This is a genomic window from Caulobacter sp. AVps16, assembly GCF_058681455.1.
The window spans coordinates 907848-926833 of the sequence record NZ_CM178739.1 but is presented as its reverse complement, the minus strand read 5'-3'; the positions used below and the strand labels follow the sequence as shown (position 1 = coordinate 926833).

Below are 18986 nucleotides of genomic sequence, written 5' to 3'. Positions count from 1 at the left end.
CCCGCGCCAACTGAACGCGAGGGATCCGCTCCATGACCGCCACCCGCATCGAGACCGACACCTTCGGGCCGATCGAAGTCGCCGCCGACCGCTACTGGGGCGCGCAAGCTCAGCGCAGCCTGGGCAACTTCAAGATCGGCTGGGAGAAGCAGCCCCTGCCCGTCGTTCGCGCCCTGGGCATCGTCAAGCGCGCCGCCGCCGAGGCGAACCTCGCGCTGGGCAAGCTGGACCCGAAGATCGCCGAGACGATCGTCGCCGCCGCCAATGAGGTGATCGACGGCAAGCTGAATGACCACTTCCCGCTGGTGGTCTGGCAGACCGGCTCGGGCACCCAGTCGAACATGAACGCCAACGAGGTGATCTCGAACCGCGCGATCGAGATGCTGGGCGGCGAGATGGGCAGCAAGAAGCCCGTCCACCCCAACGACCACGTCAATATGAGCCAGTCGTCGAACGACACCTTCCCGACGGCCATGCACATAGCCTGCGCCGAGCAGGTGGTTCACGACCTGATCCCGGCCCTGAAGCATCTCCACACGGCCCTCGCCGCCAAGGCCGCCGAGTGGAAGGACATCATCAAGATCGGCCGCACCCACACCCAGGACGCCACGCCCCTGACCCTGGGCCAGGAGTTCGGCGGCTATGCCCAGCAGATCGAGAACGGCATCGCCCGGATCGAGATGACCCTGCCGATGCTGATGCAACTGGCCCAGGGCGGCACCGCCGTCGGGACCGGCCTGAATGCTCCGGTGGGCTTCGCTGAGCTGGTGGCCGAGAAGATCGCCAGCGTCACGGGCCTGGCCTTCACCACCGCCCCGAACAAGTTCGAGGCCCTGGCCGCCCACGACGCCATGGTCTTCAGCCACGGGGCCATCAACACGGTCGCCGCCAGCCTGTTCAAGATCGCCAACGACATCCGCTTCCTGGGCTCGGGCCCGCGCGCGGGCCTCGGCGAACTGTCCCTGCCGGAAAACGAGCCGGGCTCGTCGATCATGCCGGGCAAGGTCAATCCGACCCAGTCCGAAGCCCTGACCCAGGTCTGCGCCCAGGTGTTCGGCAACCACTCGACCCTGACCTTCGCCGGCAGCCAGGGCCATTTCGAACTGAACGTCTTCAACCCGGTGATGGCCTACAACTTCCTGCAGTCGGTGCGCCTGGTCGCCGACGCCGCGATCAGCTTCACCGACAACTGCGTGGTCGGCATCGAGCCACGCGTCGACAACATCCGGAAAGGTGTCGAGAACAGCCTGATGCTGGTCACCGCCCTGAACGGCAAGCTGGGCTACGACGCCTGCGCCAAGATCGCCAAGACCGCGCACAAGAACGGCACCACCCTGCGCGAGGAAGCCGTCGGCGGCGGCTATCTGACGAACGAAGAGTTCGACGAATATGTGCGTCCGGAGAAGATGATCTCGCCGGGCTGATGCTCCAGCTCGTCAGGATCTTTGACGACCTGCCGGAGGACTTCGACGCGCTCGCCGACGAAGCCTCCGGCGAAGGCGTGCGCAACATGGCCCGGCTGGCCGATGGCTGGCGGGACGGCATACGCTTCCAGGAAGATGGCGAGGCCCTCCTCGCGGCCTTTCTGGCCGGCACGCTGGCTGGCATCGGCGGCCTCTCTGTCGAGCCCGATGCCGCCGAACCGGCCCGCCGCCTGCGGCGCTTCTATGTGCGCCCGAACTGCCGCCGAAGGGGTGTCGCCACCGCCCTCGCCTCGGCCTTGATCCAGGAAGGCCTCGACACCGTGGGCCTGCTCACCGTCAACGCCGTCGCTTCACCGGCCGCTGGACCGTTCTGGGAGGCCCAAGGCTTCATGGCGGATAGGTCAGGCCCCTGGACCCACATCCTGCGCCGGAGCCTTGTGTTGGAATGACGCAAGACGCCCGAAGCCACACCCGCCTGCTGATCGCGGCGCTCTATGCCCCGTTCGGTGTGCTGCATGTTGTCGGCAGCCACGGCTTCCTGCCGATCATGCCGCCGGTCATCCCGTTTCCTCTGCAGGTCGTGATTTTCACCGGCCTCTGCGAGATCGCCGGAGCGGCCGGATTGCTGATCCCGCAAACCCGACGACTGGCGGGGATCATGCTGGCGCTCTACGCGCTGTGCGTCTGGCCAGCCAACATCTATCACGCGTTCAGCGGCGTCCCGGCACCGCCCCTGCCCAGCACGTGGTGGTATCACGGCCCGCGCCTGCTGCTGCAGCCGCTGTTCATCTGGGCACCGCTTTGGGCCAGCGGCGTAGTCAACTGGCCGTTCCGCACCGCGCGATAGATCAAGGCCTTGCCGTTGCAATCACCGCCAGATGTGCAATCTTCGCGTGAACGTATCAGGAACACGCCATGGCCGCGCTGGACCGTCCCTATTGGATCGAAGCCTTGATCCAGCCCCGCGAAGGCTGGGACGCCGGTGTCTATCCGTTCAACCTGCCGGTGCTACGCGGCCTAGGCAGCATCGCCTTTCATCCGCGTGTCACCTTCCTGGTCGGCGAGAACGGTTCAGGCAAGTCGACCCTGATCGAGGCCCTGGCCGTAGCCTGGGGCTTCAATGCCGAAGGCGGGTCGCGGAACTTCAACTTCGCAAGCCGCGCGTCACACTCTCCGCTTCACGGTCACATCCGGGCTTCGCGGTCACCGATCCGGCCAAACGACGGCTATTTCCTGCGGGCTGAGAGCTTCGTCAACGTCCAGACCGAGATCGAAAAGCTCGACCGCGAAGCAGGACTCCACGGGTCCTTCATCGCCAGCGGCTATGGCAAACGGCCTCTGCACGAACAGTCGCACGGGGAGGCCTTCTTCGCCCTGTTCGAGAACCGGTTTCGTGGCGACGGGCTCTACATCCTCGACGAGCCCGAAGCCGCCCTGTCGCCAAGCCGGCAGCTGTCGTTCCTGGCCAAGCTGCATCAACTGGTGCTGGCGCGTTCGCAGCTGATCATCGCGACCCATTCGCCGATCATTCTCGGCTATCCCGACGCCTGGATCTACGAAACCTCAGAGCGTGGCCTCAATCGAGTGGACTACGAGAACCTCGACCACGTCACCGTGACCCGCAGCTTCCTCAACCGCCGCCAGACCTTCCTGGACGTGCTGCTGTTGGAGGATGAAGAGGAAAGATAATCACCCATCCCCTGGACGCCCTGATCGCGACCTCGGCATCCGCCGCGCCCTCGACCGCCTGTTTACCGGGTTCCGAGGCCTAGCGCCGCACCACCACCACCTCGCGCCCGATCGGGGCCAGGGCGATGATCGCCAGCTGGAAATCCTTGATGGCGAAGGGGATGCCGATGATCGAGATGGCCTCTGCGAAGGCGATCATCAGATGGCTCAGGGCGATGTACCAGCCGGCGAAGATGAACCAGATGACATTCAGCACGAAGCCCAACGGCCCGGTGCCCAGGTCGCCCTTGCCGTTGACGATCTCGCGACTGACGATCTCCTTGCCGAACGGCCAGAAGGCGAAGCCGGCGATGCGCCAGGCCGCCCCCGTATAGGGCAGGCCGACAATGGTGATGGCCAGCAGCGCGCCGCCCAGCAGCCAGAGCAGGCCGGTGAGCCAGCCGCCGCACACAAACCACAGGATGTTGAGGATCAGTCGGATCACTTAGGCGGCTCCCAGCCCTTAACCAAGGTCTCAGAGTTGGGGCCAATCGGCTCGCTTGTCGAGAACCGACCGCGCGTCTTACGGCGAATTCACGCCTTGCCCGGCCACGGAGGTCCCCAGTGGTCACTTGAAGCCGCCCAGGGCCTTGGTATCCGAACCAAAACAGAGTCAGTCACGACCTGACCCTTTGCCTATTTGATCAGTTGCCACTGTCGGACCCAACGGCCCTTGGTGATCTGGCCGAGGGCCAGAAGATAGATGCCTGCATAGAACACCGTGCCCAAACCCAGCAGCCCCCAGGTCCAGGGCCCGGGCATGTGCAGGGTCGGCGCGGTCGTCACCCAGTCGTGGCGCGGCGAGGTCAATTCCAGCCAGAGCCCGCCGACCCAGGCGGCCGAAAACACCGCCACGATCGGATAGCGCAGAAGCGGGTGGCGCTGAACCAGCAGCCAGGTCTGGATCAGGATGGCTATCGCCCCTGCCGTGAATCCCGCCAACCATGGCCACCACGGACCAGGGACAAAGCGCGCGACCCGCAGGGCCGCCCAGCCTGGGGCCCACAACACAGGACCTAACAACAGGACGATCAGCACGACGCTGAAGAGCACGCCCAGTCCGCCCCCGATCACCTTGCCGGCGACTTCACCAGCCTCGTGGGCCCGGACATTGGGATCCCCGGCCGGATTTTCCGGTGAGGTCGCGATGATGGTCTGCAGCCTGGGGAGAGTCTCACCTGGTGCTGGCTTTGGCAGGCCCAGGAAAAGGAGCTTTTGCCGCCGGGCCATCAGGCTCTCCGGCTGACCGCGAAGTCGGCCAGACTCTCGAGCGCCTCACGCCAGTCATTGGCCGGGAACAGGGCCAGGGCCGCCTTGGCCTTGTCGGCATAGTCGGAGGCGAGATCGAGCGTCGCGTCCAGTGCGCCCGAGCCGATGATCAGCTCCCGGGCCCGCCGGAAATCGGCTTCGGTCTGCTCGCGGCGGCCGATGGCCCGCTCCCAGAACTCGGCCTCGCGCGGACCCGAACGGGCAATGGCCAGCAACAGAGGCAGGGTCGCCTTGCCTTCGCGGAAGTCATCGCCGGCATTCTTGCCCAGGGTCTCGGTCGCGCCACCATAGTCGAGGGCGTCATCGGCCAGCTGGAAGGCTAGGCCAAGGTTCAGGCCATAGGCCCGCAGGGCCTCAGATCGCGCCGGATCCACACCGGCCGACACCGCGCCAGCTTCGGAGGCTGCAGCAAACAGTTCGGCCGTCTTGGCCGCGATGATGTCGAGATAGATCGCCTGCGAAAGGTTCAGATCGTGACTGCGGGTCAGCTGCAGAACCTCGCCCTCGGCGATGACGCGGCTGGCGCGGGCCAGGATCGCCAAGGCCTTCATCGAGTCGGTCTCGACCATCAGCTCGAAGGCGCGGGCAAACAGGAAGTCGCCCACCAGTACGCTCTGGGCCGCACCCCAGATCAGGTGTGCCGCAACCTTGCCGCGGCGCAGCTGGCTGCCGTCGACCACGTCGTCATGCAGCAGGGTTGCGGTGTGGATGAACTCGACTGAGGCGGCGAGCTTCAGGCAGGCGTCATTGTCCGAACCGGCCAAACGCGCCGCGGCGACGGTCAGCAAGGGACGCAGGCGCTTGCCGCCGGCGGCGATCAGGTGCTCGGCCAGGGCCGGAATGACCGGTACATCGCTCTGCATGCGTTCGGTGATCAGGCGGTCGACCCCGCCCATGTCGGCGGCCGCCAGACGCACCAGTCGATCCACCGATCCCGGCTCTCGGGGGAGGGTCGCTGCAACTGCGTCCAAGACGATACTCTCCTTGACCGACGCCCGGTGGCACAGGGGCTCTGTACGCCCCCAGCAGGATCAGCCGTTGCAGGGGACAATGGTGGCGGGATAGGTCACGGTCAAGACAAGCACAAGGCTTGATGCGTTGGACGACACCCAGGTCACCGAAGATCGCGTGCTGAACGGCCGAATCCGGCTCCGCCAGAGGGCCGACGGATACCGTGCGGGCATGGATGCCGCCCTCTTGGCGGCGGCCTGTGATGCCGCCGAGGGCGACCGGGTGCTGGACGCCGGCTGCGGTGTGGGCGGAGCGCTTCTCGCGGCCGCCGGCCGTCGACCCGGGGTTCGATTCCTTGGTGTGGAGCGCGATCCGGAAGCAGCGAGCCTCGCTCGCGGCAATATCGCTCTGAATGACCTGGGCGATCGGGTCGAGATCGCTACGGGTGACATTGAGGCCGGGTTTCGAGCACTGGACCTACCGGTTTTTGACGCCGTCATCAGCAACCCGCCGTTCTTTGACGACCCCGGCGCACTGCGCGCGCCTGCCCCCGCCAAATCCGGGGCCTGGATGGCTGATGGCGGGCTAGCGGCCTGGACCGGCTTTCTGCTCAAGGCCGTCCGGGAAGGCGGGAGCATTACGATCATCCACCGCGCCGACCGACTCGGCGACATCCTGGCTCAACTGGGGGCCAAGGCGGGCTCGTTCAGGATCCGGCCGATCCAGCCCTTCGGCGATGCCCCGGCCAAGCGGGTGATCGTCAGGGCCCTCAAGACCGGCAAGGCCCCACTGGTTCTGCTGCCGCCCCTGGTGCTGCATGATCGCGAAAGCGGGCGGCACTCGGCGGCGGCCGAGGCGATTCTGCGCGGAGACGCCGGCCTGGAGTGGTGACCTGCCCTATTCCGCGTAGAGCCGCAGGGCTTCGAGGCACAGTTCCAATCCGGTCAGATCCCGCAAGGGGTCACCTGTCACGATCACAAACAACCGCCGCACCTCGGCCCACAGCATGACGGTCTCAGGCAGGCCGTAATCCTCGACCACACACCCGTCGCCGTCACGCCAGACACCGGCTTCATCGCGCTGGGCCCCGATGAACGATTCGACGCGATCGACATACTCAGCCTGGGATTCGTCCGGCACGTTCAGATAGCCGAAGACAGGCCGGCCCAGGCCGGCCAGGACCCCTGCTTCAAAGGCCGCCCCAGGATCGGCTGACGGGCCCCGCCAGGGTGTCAGATTGACAACGCCGGCATCTGCCTGACGCAATCGCGCCATGCGGGCGGCATAGAGTTCCCTGGCCTCGACCTCTGAACCCTGGTTCCCATTCAGCGGGGGCGGTTCGGGTGTCAGGCCGGAAAAGCCAGCGTCGATACAGAAGGCCCTCTGACGGGCCGATTGGGCCACGAAATCCGGGAGCCAGACATCAGGGCCGGCCAGCCATATGGAACGCACGGGACGCATGTGTCCTAGAGCTTCGTCCCGAGGGGTCCTGTCAATCGCTGTTAGGAACTGCCATGCCGCAAATTCTTCGTCGCACCCTGCTGACGGCCCCACTGGCCCTGGCGGTCGACCCGGCCCGGGCGGCGCCGATCCTGCCCTGGACGGCCTATGAGCGCCGCCTTCGCTCTGGCCTGACCGACCCACCGGGCGGGGGCTTCGACGCCGAGTTTGAGGCCACCCTGCTGGACCTCAACACTCTGATCCGCCAGCGACAGGGCCTCCCGGGCCTGCGGGCCGACAGTGGCCTGATCCTGACAGCGCGCGCCCATGCGGCAGACATGGGTCGCACTGGCCTCTATGACCATGTCACCGCCGACGGATTCAGCCCTGCGGGGCGAGTCGGCCTCCTGGCCCGTGATCTGGTCGGCGCGGCCGGCGAGAACATCGCCATGCGCCGAAACGCGTCCAGCCCCGTTCAAGCCGACCAGATCATGAACCAGTGGCGGGATAGCCCGGGTCACAGGGCCAATCTTCTGGCCCGCGACTTCACCCATGTCGGCTATGGCGTCCTGCGACAGGGCCCGCGGGTCGTCGCTGTGGGGGCCTATGCCGAGGTCAGCGCCCGGCTGGCGCGGCCGGCACCGCTCAGAGTGCAATCCACGGGGCAGATCGCCGCTGCCCTGGCCCGTGCGACCCCGACCATAAGCCAGTTCTCGGTTTCGGAGCCTGGCGGCGACATTCTGACGACGACCTATATCGAGGGCCGCCTGCCATCAGTCCTGGCCCCCGGGGCCTGGCAGCTGCGTCCACACCTGTCTTCAGGCGCGCACCGCTACCAGGTGGCCTGGGGGCCGGTTTTCTTTCTGGGATAGCCTACTGTGCGATGCCCAGAGCCTCGATGCGGATGGCGACGCTGTCGCCGATGGCACCGGCACCGGTGGTGCTGCCAAAGGCCTTGCGGCTGACCGTGGCGGTGATCGTAAAGCCCGCCTGACGCTTGGGATTGTTCGGAGCCGCGCCAATCTTGTTCAGCTTGACGTCCAGGACGGTCGGCTGGGTCACGCCCATCAGGGTCAGATCGCCCGTCACCTTGGCCGTGGTCGGGCTTGTCAGCTCGACCTTGGTCGACTTGAAGGTTGCGGTGGGAAAGCCCGGCGCGTTCAGCCAGCGCGCGGCCTTCAGATGCTCATCGCGGCCGGGATGCGCCGACAGCAGGCTGTCGATATAGACTGTAGCCTCCACCCGGGATTTGTCGGGGGCGGCTTCATCCAGGAAGACCGTGCCTTCGGTCTTGGCGAACAGGCCGATCACGGAGTTGAACCCAAACCGGTCGATGATGAACATCGTCTCGGTATGGGCCTCGTCGAGCTTGTAGGCGACCTCGGCGGCAACGGTCGGTGCAGCGGCGACCGACAGGGCAGCCCCGGCGATCATGGCGGCGAGCAGGCGTTTCATGGAGCGTCTCCTTCGTCTTTCCCAGGCGGGACCGAGAAGGACTGTTCCTCGCCCTGTTGCGCTGCGCAAGCCGGAAACGAAGCCCTCGAACCGAGGGCTGCTCAAAGGTTTAGCCGGGCAGTTCCGTCAGTAGCTCGTCCAGTTGTTCGAACTGGAGGGGCAAGCCGGCCGCCGAACCCTGGAGCGCTTCGTCACAGGCTTCCTTGCTGGGATAGAGCTCACTCAGGGTGAGCAGGGTCTTGCCGCCGAGGTCCTTGAACGTGACGGTCGTCACCGTGATCTCACCGCTCTCCTCATTGGTCCAGACGATGCGCGAGGGCGGCACGACGTCGATGTACTTGCCGAAAAAGGCCATGCCATTGGCCGCGTCGAGCCCGAACTCCAGGCGGTAGCCGCCCCCGGTGCGCACATCCATTTCACAGGCTCGCAGCGGTACGCCCAAGGCCTTGGGGACCCACCAGCGCTGAAAGAGTTCGGGCCTGGACCAGGCCTCGAACACGATCTCCGGAGGGGCCTCGAACAGGCGGGTCACGACCAGTTCCAGGTCTGACGTCCGCTCCACTACGGTCCTATTCGCTGCGGACACTCTGGCCCTCCTTCTGCTTCAGTTCATCGATGATTTCGTCCAGCGCGTCGAAGCGCAGCGCCCAGCGTTGCCGGTACCGCTCGATCCACGCCGCCTCATCCTCCAGCCTGCCCGACCCCAGCCGACACGTCCGAACGCGGCCCGTCTTCTCGGTGACGACCAGGCCGGCCTGCTCCAGAATGCTGATGTGCTTCTTTATGCCGGTGAGGGTCATGTTGAACCGCTCTGCGAGCGCGGTGATCGAAGACTCGCCGTGCCCGAGCTGTTCCAGCACGCCACGACGGGTGGCGTCCGAGAGCGCGGCAAAGGCGGCATCGAGGGGGGAGAACTTATACTGAACCATTTGGTTCAGTATTCTTCACGGATCTACCAACCGCAAGCCCCAAATGAAAAAGCCCCCGGCCGGGGGCGGCCGAGGGCTCTGACAACGATCCTTTGGAGAAGGACCCTTAGTTCTTGGTGACATCCACCAGCTTGTTCTTGGCAATCCAGGGCATCATGTCACGCAAGCGGCCACCGACCTCTTCGATCTGGTGCTCGGCCGAGCGGCGACGGGTCGCCTTGAAGCTGGGCTGGCCAACGGCGTTTTCCAGCATGAAGTCGCGAACGAACTTGCCCGACTGGATGTCTTCCAGCACGCGCTTCATTTCGGCCTTGGTTTCGGGCGTGATGATCCGCGGGCCGGTGACATATTCGCCGTACTCAGCCGTATTGCTGATCGAGTAGTTCATGTTGGCGATGCCGCCTTCGTACATGAGGTCGACGATCAGCTTCAGTTCGTGCAGGCACTCAAAATAGGCCATTTCCGGCGCGTAGCCAGCTTCCACCAGCACTTCGAAGCCGGCGCGAACCAGCTCGACCGTACCGCCGCACAGGACGGCCTGTTCGCCGAACAGGTCGGTCTCGCACTCTTCGCGGAAATTGGTTTCGATGATGCCCGAGCGGCCGCCGCCGATGGCGCTGGCATAGGCCAGGCCCAGGTCATGGGCATTGCCGGTGGCGTTGTGGTGCACCGCGATCAGGCAGGGCACGCCGCCGCCCTTCTGATACTCGCCGCGCACGGTATGGCCGGGGCCCTTGGGCGCGACCATCAGGACGTCGATGGTGTCCTTGGGCTCGATCAGGCCGAAGTGCACGTTCAGGCCGTGGGCGAACAGCAGGGCCGCACCGTCACGGATGTTGGGGGCAATGTCGTTCTTGTAGATCGCGGCCTGATGCTCGTCCGGAGCCAGGATCATGATCAGGTCGGCCCAGGCGGCGGCTTCCGCCACGGTCATGACCTTCAGGCCCTCGCCTTCGGCCTTCTTGGCCGTGGCCGAACCGGCGCGCAGGGCGACGGCGACGTTCTTGGCACCCGAGTCCCGAAGGTTGAGAGCGTGCGCGTGACCTTGCGAACCATAGCCTACGATCGCGATCTTCTTGTCCAAGATGCGGGCGAGGTCGGCGTCGCGATCATAATAGACGCGCATGTTTTTTCTCCAAGGACTGGTCAATCAGGCCACACCGCGCAACAGCGGAGCGACAAAGGCCGGGCGTTTGAGCGTTTTTTTGCCGTTTCGTCAAGGTGCAGCGCACCATGGACGGCACCTGCTCGCGGCCCGGCGAAGGTTTTAGCGCGGCGCGGGCTTTGGCGCCACGCCAAGCCGATCAGTCGGGCGCAAGCAGACATGGAAAAGGACCCCTTGCTGCCAAGGGGTCCCTCCCAAGTCCGATTGATCCGGTCCTACCAGAACAGGTTGTAGTAGACGCTCAGCACCTGGCCGGACCAGACATCGACCAGGATGGCATTCTCGCCGACCCGGACCCACTCGCAGCCGATCGGCGGCTGGGGCAGACCATAACGGTACCAGTCGAGATAGTAGGCGCTCGAGTACCAGCCGCCCGGCAGATAGTCGCCATAGGACCAGCTGCGGACATACCAGCCGCGCGGTGCGCGATAGGGACCGACCCGGAACCGTTGCGACCCCTGGAAGCTGGGCCTGTAACGGCGCTGGTCGTAGTGGGAACGGCCATTGTCGCGATCGCGATACTGATAGCCCGGCCGATTGCGGTCATAGCCGCCCCGGTCATCCCGACCACGGCCATCGCGGCCCCAATCCTGACCACCCCGATCGCCACGACCCCTGTCGTCCCGGCCACGATCCCAACCGCCGTTGCGATCCTGAGGGCCACGGTTCCAGTCCTGACCGCCGCGATTGTCGCCACCACCGGGCCGACCCTGGTCGCCGCGACCTTGATCGGGGCGGCCCTGATCCGGGCGAGACGGACCGCCGCGGTTCCAGTCCTGGCCGCCACGATTGTCGCCGCCACCGGGCCGCCCCTGGTCGCCGCGTCCTTGATCGGGTCGCCCCTGATCCGGGCGAGACGGGCCGCCGCGGTTCCAGTCCTGGCCGCCGCGATTGTCGCCGCCACCAGGGCGGCCCTGGTCACCGCGTCCCTGATCGGGGCGGCCTCCACGATCGCCACGATCCCAGCCCGGCTGACCGGACGGTTGGGGAGCCTGGAAGACCGGCGGGGCTTGCGGGGCCGGCGGCGGGGTCGGTGCCTGGGGCGCGGGACGCCCCCCCCCATTCCAGTCGGGGCGAGCACCGCCCCAGTCGCCGCGCCCACCGCCGCTGCGGTCGCCGCGCGGCTGATCGCCGCCTTGCCAGCCACTCGGACGCTCGCCATCGGGCCGCCCGCCGGGCTGGCCCGCCGAGTCACCGCCGCGATCGCCGCCGCGATCGCCACGCGGGCCATCCTGCCGCTGCTCCCGCTGGGCGGCCATCGCCGCCCCGGATCCGGCTTCCGCTGCCGCGCCGCCCAACAGCGACAAGACCATGGCGGTCGAGATCAGACGCTTCATTTCGTGCTCCAAGGGGCCTTGTGCGCGGCCCCGGCTTTGTCCCTTGATGCAACATCGGCTGCCGCGGATGAACCGCATTTGAACGGATACGCCAGGACTTCAGATGACCGCACACCCCATGGATATTGTCGGCTTCTGGAGCGCAGCCGGCCCCAGAAAGTGGTTCGCCAAGGACCCGGCCTTCGATTCGATCATCGCCCTCAAGTTCGAGCAGACCCACTACCGGGCCGCCCAGCGCCGCTATGATCACTGGAATCAGACTCCTGAAGGCGCGCTGGCGCTGATGATCCTGCTGGACCAGTTTCCGCGCAATCTTTACCGCAACACCGCCCACGCCTTCGCCACCGACCCCCTGGCCCGGATGTTTGCCCGCGCCGCCCTCGCCGAGGGGCACGATCAGGCCGTCGAGGCTAAGCTTCGCCCCTTCTTCTACCTGCCGTTCGAACATTCCGAATCCCTGGAAGATCAGGAATTCTGCGTCGAGCTGTGCGCGGCCCTGCAGGCTGACAGCGGCGATGAGGGCACCATCAAGTGGGCCATAGAGCATCGCGACATCATCGCCAGGTTCGGACGCTTTCCCCATCGCAACGCCGTTCTGGGCCGCGAAACGACGCCGGAGGAACAGACGTTCCTGGATGAGGGCGGATTTGCCGGCTGAAATGGCAGTCCGCTGTGGACGCTACCCTGCGCCGCACTGGGCAAACTCGCGATTCGCAGCCACTCTAAAAGCCATGAACACTACTGCCCTCGCCCCACCCAAGGCCGCTGCTGACCATCCCGAGCGGCAGTATCTGGACCTGCTCGCCGACATTCTGGACAACGGGATCCAGCGCGGCGATCGCACGGGCACCGGCACCCTCGGCGTATTCGGCCGCCAGATCCGCTTTGACCTGTCCAAGGGCTTTCCGGTCCTGACCACCAAGAAGCTGCACCTGCGCTCGATCTTTGTCGAACTGCTCTGGTTCCTCAAAGGCGACACCAATGTGCGCTGGCTGCAGGAGAACGGTTGCAAGATCTGGGACGAATGGGCTGACGAAAACGGCGACCTGGGTCCGGTCTATGGCAAGCAGTGGCGCTCGTGGGCGGCACCCAATGGGCAATCGATCGACCAGATCGCCAACCTGATCGAAGGCCTGAAGACCAATCCCAACAGCCGCCGGCATATCGTCAGCGCCTGGAACCCGGCCGATGTCGAGGATATGGCCCTGCCGCCCTGCCACTGCCTGTTCCAGTTCTTCGTGGCCCCAGATGGTAAGGGGGGCGGGAAGCTCAGCTGCCAGCTCTATCAACGCAGCGCCGATGTCTTCCTGGGCGTGCCGTTCAACATCGCCTCGTACGCCCTGCTGACCCTGATGGTCGCCAAGGTGGTCGGGCTGGAGCCCGGGGAATTCGTCCATACCTTTGGCGACGCGCACCTCTATCTGAACCATCTGGACCAGGCCCGCGAACAGCTGACCCGCGAGCCCTTCCCCTTCCCCACCCTGACCATCGCCGACAAGCGCGACCTGTTCGGGTTCGCATACGAGGACTTCAGGCTGGAGGGCTATGAGGCCCACCCGCACATCAAGGCCGAGGTATCGGTCTGACTTGGGCTACCGATCGCCTGGACCAGGTTAAGGCCGGTGGCGTGGCCCTGCCGCCTGTGGTCGAGACCCTGAAGCTGGGCGGTCTGGACGACTGGGGTCCGGGCTGGGCCAGAAAGACCTGGCAGCCGTCGCCGGAACTGCTCAACAGCGACGGCTCGATGTTCGGCGGCTATCTGGCAGCCTTGGCGGACCAGATTCTGGCCTTCGCGGCCATGACCGCCGCCCCGGCGGACGCCATGTTCCGCACCAGCCATCTGAAGATCGACTTCATTCGTGTGGGCAAGGCCGAACCCCTGCGTCTGGAGGCTCGGGTCGTGGCGAAGACGCGCTCGGTCATCCATGTCGAGGCCGACCTTGTCCGTCCCGATGGCGAACTGGTCGCCCGCGCCAGCGCCCAGCAGATCATCGTTCCCTTCGGCCAGACCTAGAACGTTTTCCGGAGAGTGTGAAACGGTTATAGGATCAAAAAACGCTCTAAACTTCTGATTTAGAACCCTTTTCACCCAACCCCTGATGAAGCCATCAGGTCGGAAAGGGCTCTAGGGCTTCAGCACGATCTTCCCGGTAGTGCCTGCGGACTGCAGCAACTCCTGGGCCTTGCCCGCCTCAGACAGGGGAAAGGTCGCGCCGACCTGCGGTTTGAGTTGACCGGTACCGATCAGGGCCATCACCGCCGACAGGTCCTGGCGATAGACCTCCGGCCTGGCATCCCGCCACGAAGTGACATTGTAACCGACCATGCCCTGACTGGCCGAGAATAGCTTCAGGGCCGACAGCCGGTCTGCCAGCAGCATCCGGATCATGGCCGCAGGCCGCATCCGGCCACCCTTGGTGGCGTCATAGCCACCATAGAGCACCGCGGTGCCGCCTTCGCGGAGGGCAGCGATCGACGCCGTCTTGAGATGCGGCCCGCCGACATGGTCGAAAGCTGCGACCACGCCGCCATCCGACAGGGCCCGCGCCCGTTCAGCCACCGGCTCGCGCCGGTAGTCGACATAGATACCGCCCTTGGCCTCGACCACTGTCTGCTTGCCCGCAGAGGCCGTGCCGATCGCCCTCACCCCCGTCAAACGGGCCAGATCCAGCAGAAGTCCGCCGACGCCGCCGGCCGCGCCGTGCACCAGTACCCACTCTCCCGCCTGGGCCGAAGCGACACGATGGAACATCTGCCATGCCGTAAGGCCGTTGAGCACGCCGGCCACCAGCAGCTCGGCGGCGACGCCCTCCGGCGCGGCGACCACGTGTCGGGCCTCGACATTGCGGCGGTCGGCATAGGAGCCGGTCACGGTCAGGGCGGCGACACGCTGTCCGACGGCCAGGCCTTCGACGCCGGCCCCGAGGGCCTCGATCCGGCCGACCAGGTCATAACCCGGCGTCACCGGTGCCTTGACCCCGGGATAGAGGCCCGTGCGCATGACAATGTCGGCAAAGGCCACGCCGGCCGCCTCGATCACCACCTGGACCTCGCCCGGTCCGGGGGGAGGCAGGGCCACCGTGCGCCCCTGCAGAACCTCGACGCCGCCGGTGCGCGCCATGTGCATCTCGAAGGCCGAACGCGTCATGATGAAGTCTCCCTGACTTCAAATTAACACCGTTCAGATGGCGAGCAAGGTCTCTTGGCTGGCGTCCAGCCAGGGGCGAGGCTAAGCAGGTGGGCATGATCCCTGTCCTCTCCATTGTGGTGGCTCGCGCTGCCAACGGCGTCATCGGTCGCGACGGCGATCTGCCCTGGCGGCTGAAATCGGACCTGGCCCTGTTCAAGGCCAATACCCTGGGCAAGCCGATCATCATGGGCCGCAAGACCTGGGACAGCCTGCCCCGCAAGCCCCTGCCCGGCCGCATGAATGTGGTGCTGTCCCGTGACGGCAGCTTTGAGCCTCAGCAGGCCGTGGTCTGCGAAAGCTTCCTGGAAGCCGTACAGATGGCCCGTGAACAGGCCCAGGAGGACGGCGTCGACGAGGTCTGCGTGATCGGCGGCAGGGCCCTGTTCGACATGGCTTTGCCCAAGGCCAAGAGACTCTATCTCACCGAGGTGGCCGCGGAGGTCGAAGGTGACGTGATCTTCCCCGATATCGACGAAGCCGCCTGGTCAGAAGTGCGTCGCGTGGACTACCCCGCTGGCGAAGGCGACGACCATGCCTTCACGTTCCGGGTGCTGGAGCGCCGCTAGGTTTGGGGCAGATCCCTCTGGCCAAAGAACTGCTATCGCCCCATTCAAACGCCCGTTTATAGTCTCCCCATACGCCCGTCAGAGGCGCTCAGGGAGAGACTGGATGGACATCGAACTCGTCGCCGAAGGCCTGCTGTTTCCGGAGGGCCCGATCGCCATGGCCGACGGCTCGGTGATCCTCACCGAGATCCAGGGCCAGAGGCTGAGCCGCATCACGCCCGACGGCAAGCGCGAGACGGTGGCGGAGACCGGCGGCGGTCCCAATGGCGCAGCCATCGGGCCGGACGGGGCGATCTATGTCACCAATAACGGGGCCAGCTTCCAGTTCATCGACATGGGTGGCCTCAATGTGCCCGGCCCCACGCCCATCAGCCATACAGGCGGCCTGATCCAGCGGATCGATCTGGCGACCGGGGCGATCACCACGCTCTACACAGAGTGCGATGGCAAGCCGCTGGTCGGTCCCAATGATCTGGTCTTCGACAAGCAGGGCGGCTTCTGGTTCACCGACCATGGCTGCTCAACGGCCGAAGGCCGCAAGTTCGGCGCTCTGTACTATGCCCTGATTGACGGCTCGAAGATCGTGCGGGCCCGCGATCACTTTGTCTCGCCCAATGGGGTGGGCCTCTCTCCCGACGAGAAGACCGTCTATATGGCCGATACGACCCTGGGACGGCTATGGTCATTCGACATCGCTGAACCCGGCGTCCTGGCCCCTCCGGCCGGCTTCGCGCCGGGCAATGTGGTCTGCAATCTGCCGGGCTATCAGCTCCTGGACAGCTTAGCGGTCGAGGCCGGCGGCAAGGTCTGTGTGGCGACCATCATCAATGGCGGGATCACCGCCTTCGATCCCGACGGCTCGACCGAGCACTTTGCGATCCCCGATGTGATCGTCACCAACATCTGCTTTGGCGGGGCCGACATGCGCGACGCCTGGATCACGGCCTCGGGGACCGGCAAGCTCTACAAGGCCCGCTGGCCCCGGCCGGGCCTGAAGCTGAACTTCAACGCCTAGAACCCACGTCCTCCCCCCCCGAGGGGGGGAGGACCAAAGGCCTAGTAAAGAACGCCCAGGGCTTCACGTTCGAAGCTCTTCAGTTCGTCATTGCGACCCTCGCGGATCTTCACGACCCACTCGGGATCCTGCAGCAGGGCGCGACCCACACCGACCAGGTCGAACTCGCCGCGATCCAGGCGCTCCAGCAGTCCGTCGATCGAGGCCGGCTGGCTGCCTTCGCCGCCGAAGGCCGCGATGAATTCGCCTGACAGGCCGACCGATCCGACCGTGATGGTCGGGGCCCCCGTCAGCTTCTTGGCCCAGCCGGCGAAGTTGAGGTCCGAGCCCTCGAATTCGGGCTCCCAGAACCGGCGCTGCGAGCAGTGGAAGATGTCGGCGCCGGCATCGGCCAGAGGCTGCAACCAGGCTTCCAGCAGTTGCGGGGTTTCGGCGTTCTTGACCGCATAGTCCTGCTGCTTCCACTGCGACAGGCGGATGATCACCGGATAGTCGGGGCCTACGGCGACACGGACCGCCTTGAGGATCTCGGCCGCGAACTTGCTGCGCTCGGCGATGGTCGGACCGCCAAAGGCGTCCGAGCGGACATTGGTGCCGTCCCAGAAGAACTGATCAATCAGATAGCCATGGGCACCATGCAGTTCGATGGCGTCAAAGCCCAGCAGCTTGGCATTGCGGGCAGCGTCGGCGAAGGCGGCGATGGTATCGGCCACTTCCTCGTCGGTCATCGGCTCGGTGAACGGGTTACCGCCCTTCTTGGACAGACCCGACGGGCTGTCGATCTTGCCCAGAACGTCCTTACCCTTGGCCGCACCCACATGCCAAAGCTGCGGGGCGATCAGGCCACCGGCCGCATGGACCTCGTCCACGACCTTCTTCCAGGCTGCCAGTTCCTTTTCGCCATGGAAGCGCGGGACATTGGCGTCATTCAGCGAGGCATCACGGGCCACGCCGGTACCTTCCGTGACAATCAGGCCAACCTGGTTCTCGGCCCGACGGCGGTAATAGGCCGCGACCTCGTCGGTGGCGACGCCGCCCGGCGAGAACGACCGGGTCATCGGGGCCATGACCACCCGGTTGGGCATTTTCAGCGACTTGAATTCGAACGGCTTGAAAAGGGCGTCGAGGGCCATGGGGCGCTCCGAAGGAGGAAATGTACTGCAACCCAAACACTTGTTTGGCGCGTTCGCCACACAGAAAAACTGCAACGGCAGCTGTATCTGGTGTGACGGATGGCAAATGAACAGGGGGCAGCCGCGCGGCTCGCGGTGCCCCCTGCGTCCAGTCCAGCCGAGACGGCCTAGAGCCCCAGCACCATCTTGGCCATGATGTTGCGCTGGATCTCATTGGACCCGGCATAGATCGAGGCCTTGCGGTAGCTGAAATAGCTCGGCGCGGCCGGCGCAGCATAGTCCGGCCCGGCCCGGCCTTCATTGGTCGGTGCCCAGGTGTCGCGCACGAAGGGCGCAGCATAGGTACCGACCGCTTCGAGCGTCAGTTCGGTGATCGCCTGCTGGGCCTCTGAACCCACGCATTTCAGCATCGATGACACCGGTCCAACGGCCTTGCCGGCGCTACGCCCGGAAAAGATCCGCAACTCGGCCGCGTTGAGGGCCTCGACCGAGATCTCGAGATTGGCGATCTTGGAGCGGAAGTCCGGATCGTCGATCAGACGGCCACCATCATCGGCCACTTCCTGGGTGGCGATGCGCTTGACCTTCTTGAGCATGTTCATCAGGCCCGGCGCATAGGCATTGCCGCGCTCGAACTCCAGCAGGTACTTGGCATAGGTCCAGCCCTTGTTCTCCTCGCCGATGCGATTGGAAACGGGCACGCGCACATTATCGAAGAAGACCTGATTGATCTCCTGTTCGCTCTCGGCTGGGCCGTCGAGGGTGACCAGGGGCTTGATCTGGATGCCGGGGGTATCCATCCGCAGCAGCAGGAACGAGATGCCGTTCTGTGGCTTGCCCTCGGTCGAGGTGCGCACCAGGCAGAACATCCAGTCGGCCCACTGGGCATGGGTGGTCCAGATCTTGGAGCCGTTCAGCACATAGTCGTTGCCGTCACGCTCGGCCTTCATCTGCAGGCTGGCCAGATCCGATCCTGAACCGGGTTCCGAATAGCCCTGGCACCACCAGATGTCGGACGACAGGATCGGCGGCAGGTGCTGCTTCTTCTGTTCCTCGGTGCCGAAGGCGAGGATCACCGGGGCGCACATCTTCAGACCCATCGGGGACGGGTTGGGCGTGCCTGCCAGGCTCAGTTCCATGTTGAAGATGTAGCGCTGGGAGGCCGTGAAGCCACAGCCGCCCCACTCGACCGGCCAATCCGGCGCAGCCCAGCCGCGCTCGGCCAGCTTCTTCTGCCATTTCACCTGGCCGGCCTTGTCGAGATAGCCGTTCTTCGACTGGCTCATCTTGCGACGCAGATCGTCGTCATAGGCGCCGGCGATCCAATCCCGGACTTCCTGCTGGAAGGCGAGGTCCTCTGGCGAAAAGGCGAGATCCATGGCGA

General features: G+C 65.5%; 23 protein-coding genes. 11 read left to right on the top strand and 12 right to left on the bottom strand.

Going from position 1 to position 18986, the window contains the following annotated elements; all coding sequences use genetic code 11:
- The first annotated feature begins 32 nt into the window (after positions 1 to 32).
- The 4 genes from fumC to ACW17U_RS04405 all read left to right on the top strand — a co-directional run bounded on the left by fumC (position 33) and on the right by ACW17U_RS04405 (position 3113).
- Entirely contained in the window at positions 33 to 1424 is a 1392-nt protein-coding gene (fumC, locus tag ACW17U_RS04420) for a class II fumarate hydratase (protein WP_492055000.1), read from the top strand.
- Positions 1424 to 1873 (top strand): GNAT family N-acetyltransferase, encoded by a 450-nt coding sequence (locus ACW17U_RS04415; RefSeq protein ID WP_492054999.1) that lies wholly within the window; start codon positions 1424 to 1426, stop codon positions 1871 to 1873. Before fumC ends, ACW17U_RS04415 begins: the two co-directional genes overlap by 1 nt.
- Positions 1870 to 2271, top strand: coding sequence for a DoxX family protein (locus tag ACW17U_RS04410; RefSeq protein ID WP_492054998.1), 402 nt, complete (start codon positions 1870 to 1872; stop codon positions 2269 to 2271). Before ACW17U_RS04415 ends, ACW17U_RS04410 begins: the two co-directional genes overlap by 4 nt.
- A 68-nt stretch (positions 2272 to 2339) precedes the next feature.
- The gene (locus ACW17U_RS04405) at positions 2340 to 3113 is read left to right on the top strand and encodes an AAA family ATPase (protein ID WP_492054997.1); all 774 of its coding nucleotides are present in this window, start codon (positions 2340 to 2342) and stop codon (positions 3111 to 3113) included.
- 79 nt (positions 3114 to 3192) lie between these two features.
- On the opposite strand, the gene ACW17U_RS04400 is transcribed toward ACW17U_RS04405, so the two are convergent.
- The 3 genes from ACW17U_RS04400 to ACW17U_RS04390 all read right to left on the bottom strand — a co-directional run bounded on the left by ACW17U_RS04400 (position 3193) and on the right by ACW17U_RS04390 (position 5392).
- Complete coding sequence (locus tag ACW17U_RS04400) at positions 3193 to 3597, bottom strand: YccF domain-containing protein (protein WP_062147699.1); 405 nt, start codon at positions 3595 to 3597, stop codon at positions 3193 to 3195.
- A gap of 191 nt (positions 3598 to 3788) precedes the next feature.
- On the bottom strand, positions 3789 to 4382 hold the full coding sequence (locus tag ACW17U_RS04395; RefSeq protein ID WP_492054996.1) for a hypothetical protein: 594 nt from the start codon (positions 4380 to 4382) through the stop codon (positions 3789 to 3791).
- Positions 4382 to 5392 carry a polyprenyl synthetase family protein gene (locus tag ACW17U_RS04390; RefSeq protein ID WP_166504225.1) on the bottom strand — a complete coding sequence of 337 codons (1011 nt, stop codon included), beginning with the start codon at positions 5390 to 5392 and terminating at the stop codon, positions 4382 to 4384. The genes ACW17U_RS04395 and ACW17U_RS04390 overlap by 1 nt, the downstream gene beginning before the upstream one ends.
- A gap of 127 nt (positions 5393 to 5519) precedes the next feature.
- Between ACW17U_RS04390 and ACW17U_RS04385 the strand changes: the two genes are divergently transcribed.
- On the top strand, positions 5520 to 6263 hold the full coding sequence (locus ACW17U_RS04385) for a tRNA1(Val) (adenine(37)-N6)-methyltransferase (RefSeq protein WP_492054995.1): 744 nt from the start codon (positions 5520 to 5522) through the stop codon (positions 6261 to 6263).
- Positions 6264 to 6269: 6 nt separating this feature from the next.
- Here ACW17U_RS04385 and ACW17U_RS04380 read toward each other — a convergent pair whose 3' ends face one another.
- Positions 6270 to 6833, bottom strand: coding sequence for a nucleoside 2-deoxyribosyltransferase (locus ACW17U_RS04380; protein ID WP_062147711.1), 564 nt, complete (start codon positions 6831 to 6833; stop codon positions 6270 to 6272).
- Positions 6834 to 6886: 53 nt separating this feature from the next.
- Here ACW17U_RS04380 and ACW17U_RS04375 point away from each other — a divergent pair, with 53 nt between their 5' ends.
- On the top strand, positions 6887 to 7684 hold the full coding sequence (locus ACW17U_RS04375) for a CAP domain-containing protein (protein WP_492054994.1): 798 nt from the start codon (positions 6887 to 6889) through the stop codon (positions 7682 to 7684).
- A 1-nt stretch (position 7685) separates the two neighbouring features.
- Here the strand turns inward: ACW17U_RS04375 and ACW17U_RS04370 are convergent, their stop codons facing one another.
- The 5 genes from ACW17U_RS04370 to ACW17U_RS04350 form a co-directional block, all read right to left on the bottom strand.
- A complete protein-coding gene (locus ACW17U_RS04370) occupies positions 7686 to 8267 on the bottom strand; it encodes a YceI family protein (protein ID WP_492054993.1) in 582 nt (193 codons plus the stop codon).
- Positions 8268 to 8376: 109 nt separating this feature from the next.
- On the bottom strand, positions 8377 to 8853 hold the full coding sequence (locus ACW17U_RS04365; RefSeq protein WP_492054992.1) for an SRPBCC family protein: 477 nt from the start codon (positions 8851 to 8853) through the stop codon (positions 8377 to 8379).
- Positions 8837 to 9196: an ArsR/SmtB family transcription factor gene (locus ACW17U_RS04360; protein WP_492054991.1), complete on the bottom strand. Its 360-nt coding sequence runs from the start codon at positions 9194 to 9196 to the stop codon at positions 8837 to 8839. Before ACW17U_RS04360 ends, ACW17U_RS04365 begins: the two co-directional genes overlap by 17 nt.
- Before the next feature lie 106 nt (positions 9197 to 9302).
- Positions 9303 to 10322, bottom strand: a complete 1020-nt coding sequence (gene ilvC / locus ACW17U_RS04355; protein ID WP_062147726.1) for a ketol-acid reductoisomerase — start codon at positions 10320 to 10322, stop codon at positions 9303 to 9305.
- A gap of 254 nt (positions 10323 to 10576) precedes the next feature.
- Positions 10577 to 11698, bottom strand: coding sequence for an RcnB family protein (locus ACW17U_RS04350; RefSeq protein ID WP_492054990.1), 1122 nt, complete (start codon positions 11696 to 11698; stop codon positions 10577 to 10579).
- A gap of 103 nt (positions 11699 to 11801) precedes the next feature.
- On the opposite strand from ACW17U_RS04350, the gene ACW17U_RS04345 reads away from it, so the two are divergent.
- From ACW17U_RS04345 to ACW17U_RS04335, 3 genes are all read left to right on the top strand, one after another.
- Entirely contained in the window at positions 11802 to 12356 is a 555-nt protein-coding gene (locus tag ACW17U_RS04345; protein WP_492054989.1) for a DUF924 family protein, read from the top strand.
- Between the two features lie 73 nt (positions 12357 to 12429).
- Positions 12430 to 13284, top strand: coding sequence for a thymidylate synthase (locus tag ACW17U_RS04340; protein WP_492054988.1), 855 nt, complete (start codon positions 12430 to 12432; stop codon positions 13282 to 13284).
- A 41-nt stretch (positions 13285 to 13325) separates the two neighbouring features.
- Complete coding sequence (locus tag ACW17U_RS04335) at positions 13326 to 13712, top strand: PaaI family thioesterase (protein ID WP_492054987.1); 387 nt, start codon at positions 13326 to 13328, stop codon at positions 13710 to 13712.
- Between the two features lie 111 nt (positions 13713 to 13823).
- Here the strand turns inward: ACW17U_RS04335 and ACW17U_RS04330 are convergent, their stop codons facing one another.
- On the bottom strand, positions 13824 to 14846 hold the full coding sequence (locus tag ACW17U_RS04330) for a zinc-binding dehydrogenase (protein WP_062147742.1): 1023 nt from the start codon (positions 14844 to 14846) through the stop codon (positions 13824 to 13826).
- A 95-nt stretch (positions 14847 to 14941) separates the two neighbouring features.
- Here ACW17U_RS04330 and ACW17U_RS04325 point away from each other — a divergent pair, with 95 nt between their 5' ends.
- Positions 14942 to 15454 (top strand): dihydrofolate reductase, encoded by a 513-nt coding sequence (locus ACW17U_RS04325; RefSeq protein ID WP_062147745.1) that lies wholly within the window; start codon positions 14942 to 14944, stop codon positions 15452 to 15454.
- Between the two features lie 103 nt (positions 15455 to 15557).
- On the top strand, positions 15558 to 16469 hold the full coding sequence (locus ACW17U_RS04320; RefSeq protein ID WP_492054986.1) for an SMP-30/gluconolactonase/LRE family protein: 912 nt from the start codon (positions 15558 to 15560) through the stop codon (positions 16467 to 16469).
- 41 nt (positions 16470 to 16510) lie between these two features.
- On the opposite strand, the gene ACW17U_RS04315 is transcribed toward ACW17U_RS04320, so the two are convergent.
- Positions 16511 to 17602: an NADH:flavin oxidoreductase gene (locus ACW17U_RS04315; RefSeq protein WP_492054985.1), complete on the bottom strand. Its 1092-nt coding sequence runs from the start codon at positions 17600 to 17602 to the stop codon at positions 16511 to 16513.
- 167 nt (positions 17603 to 17769) lie between these two features.
- Positions 17770 to 18981 (bottom strand): acyl-CoA dehydrogenase family protein, encoded by a 1212-nt coding sequence (locus ACW17U_RS04310; protein WP_492054984.1) that lies wholly within the window; start codon positions 18979 to 18981, stop codon positions 17770 to 17772.
- Positions 18982 to 18986 lie beyond the last annotated feature (5 nt).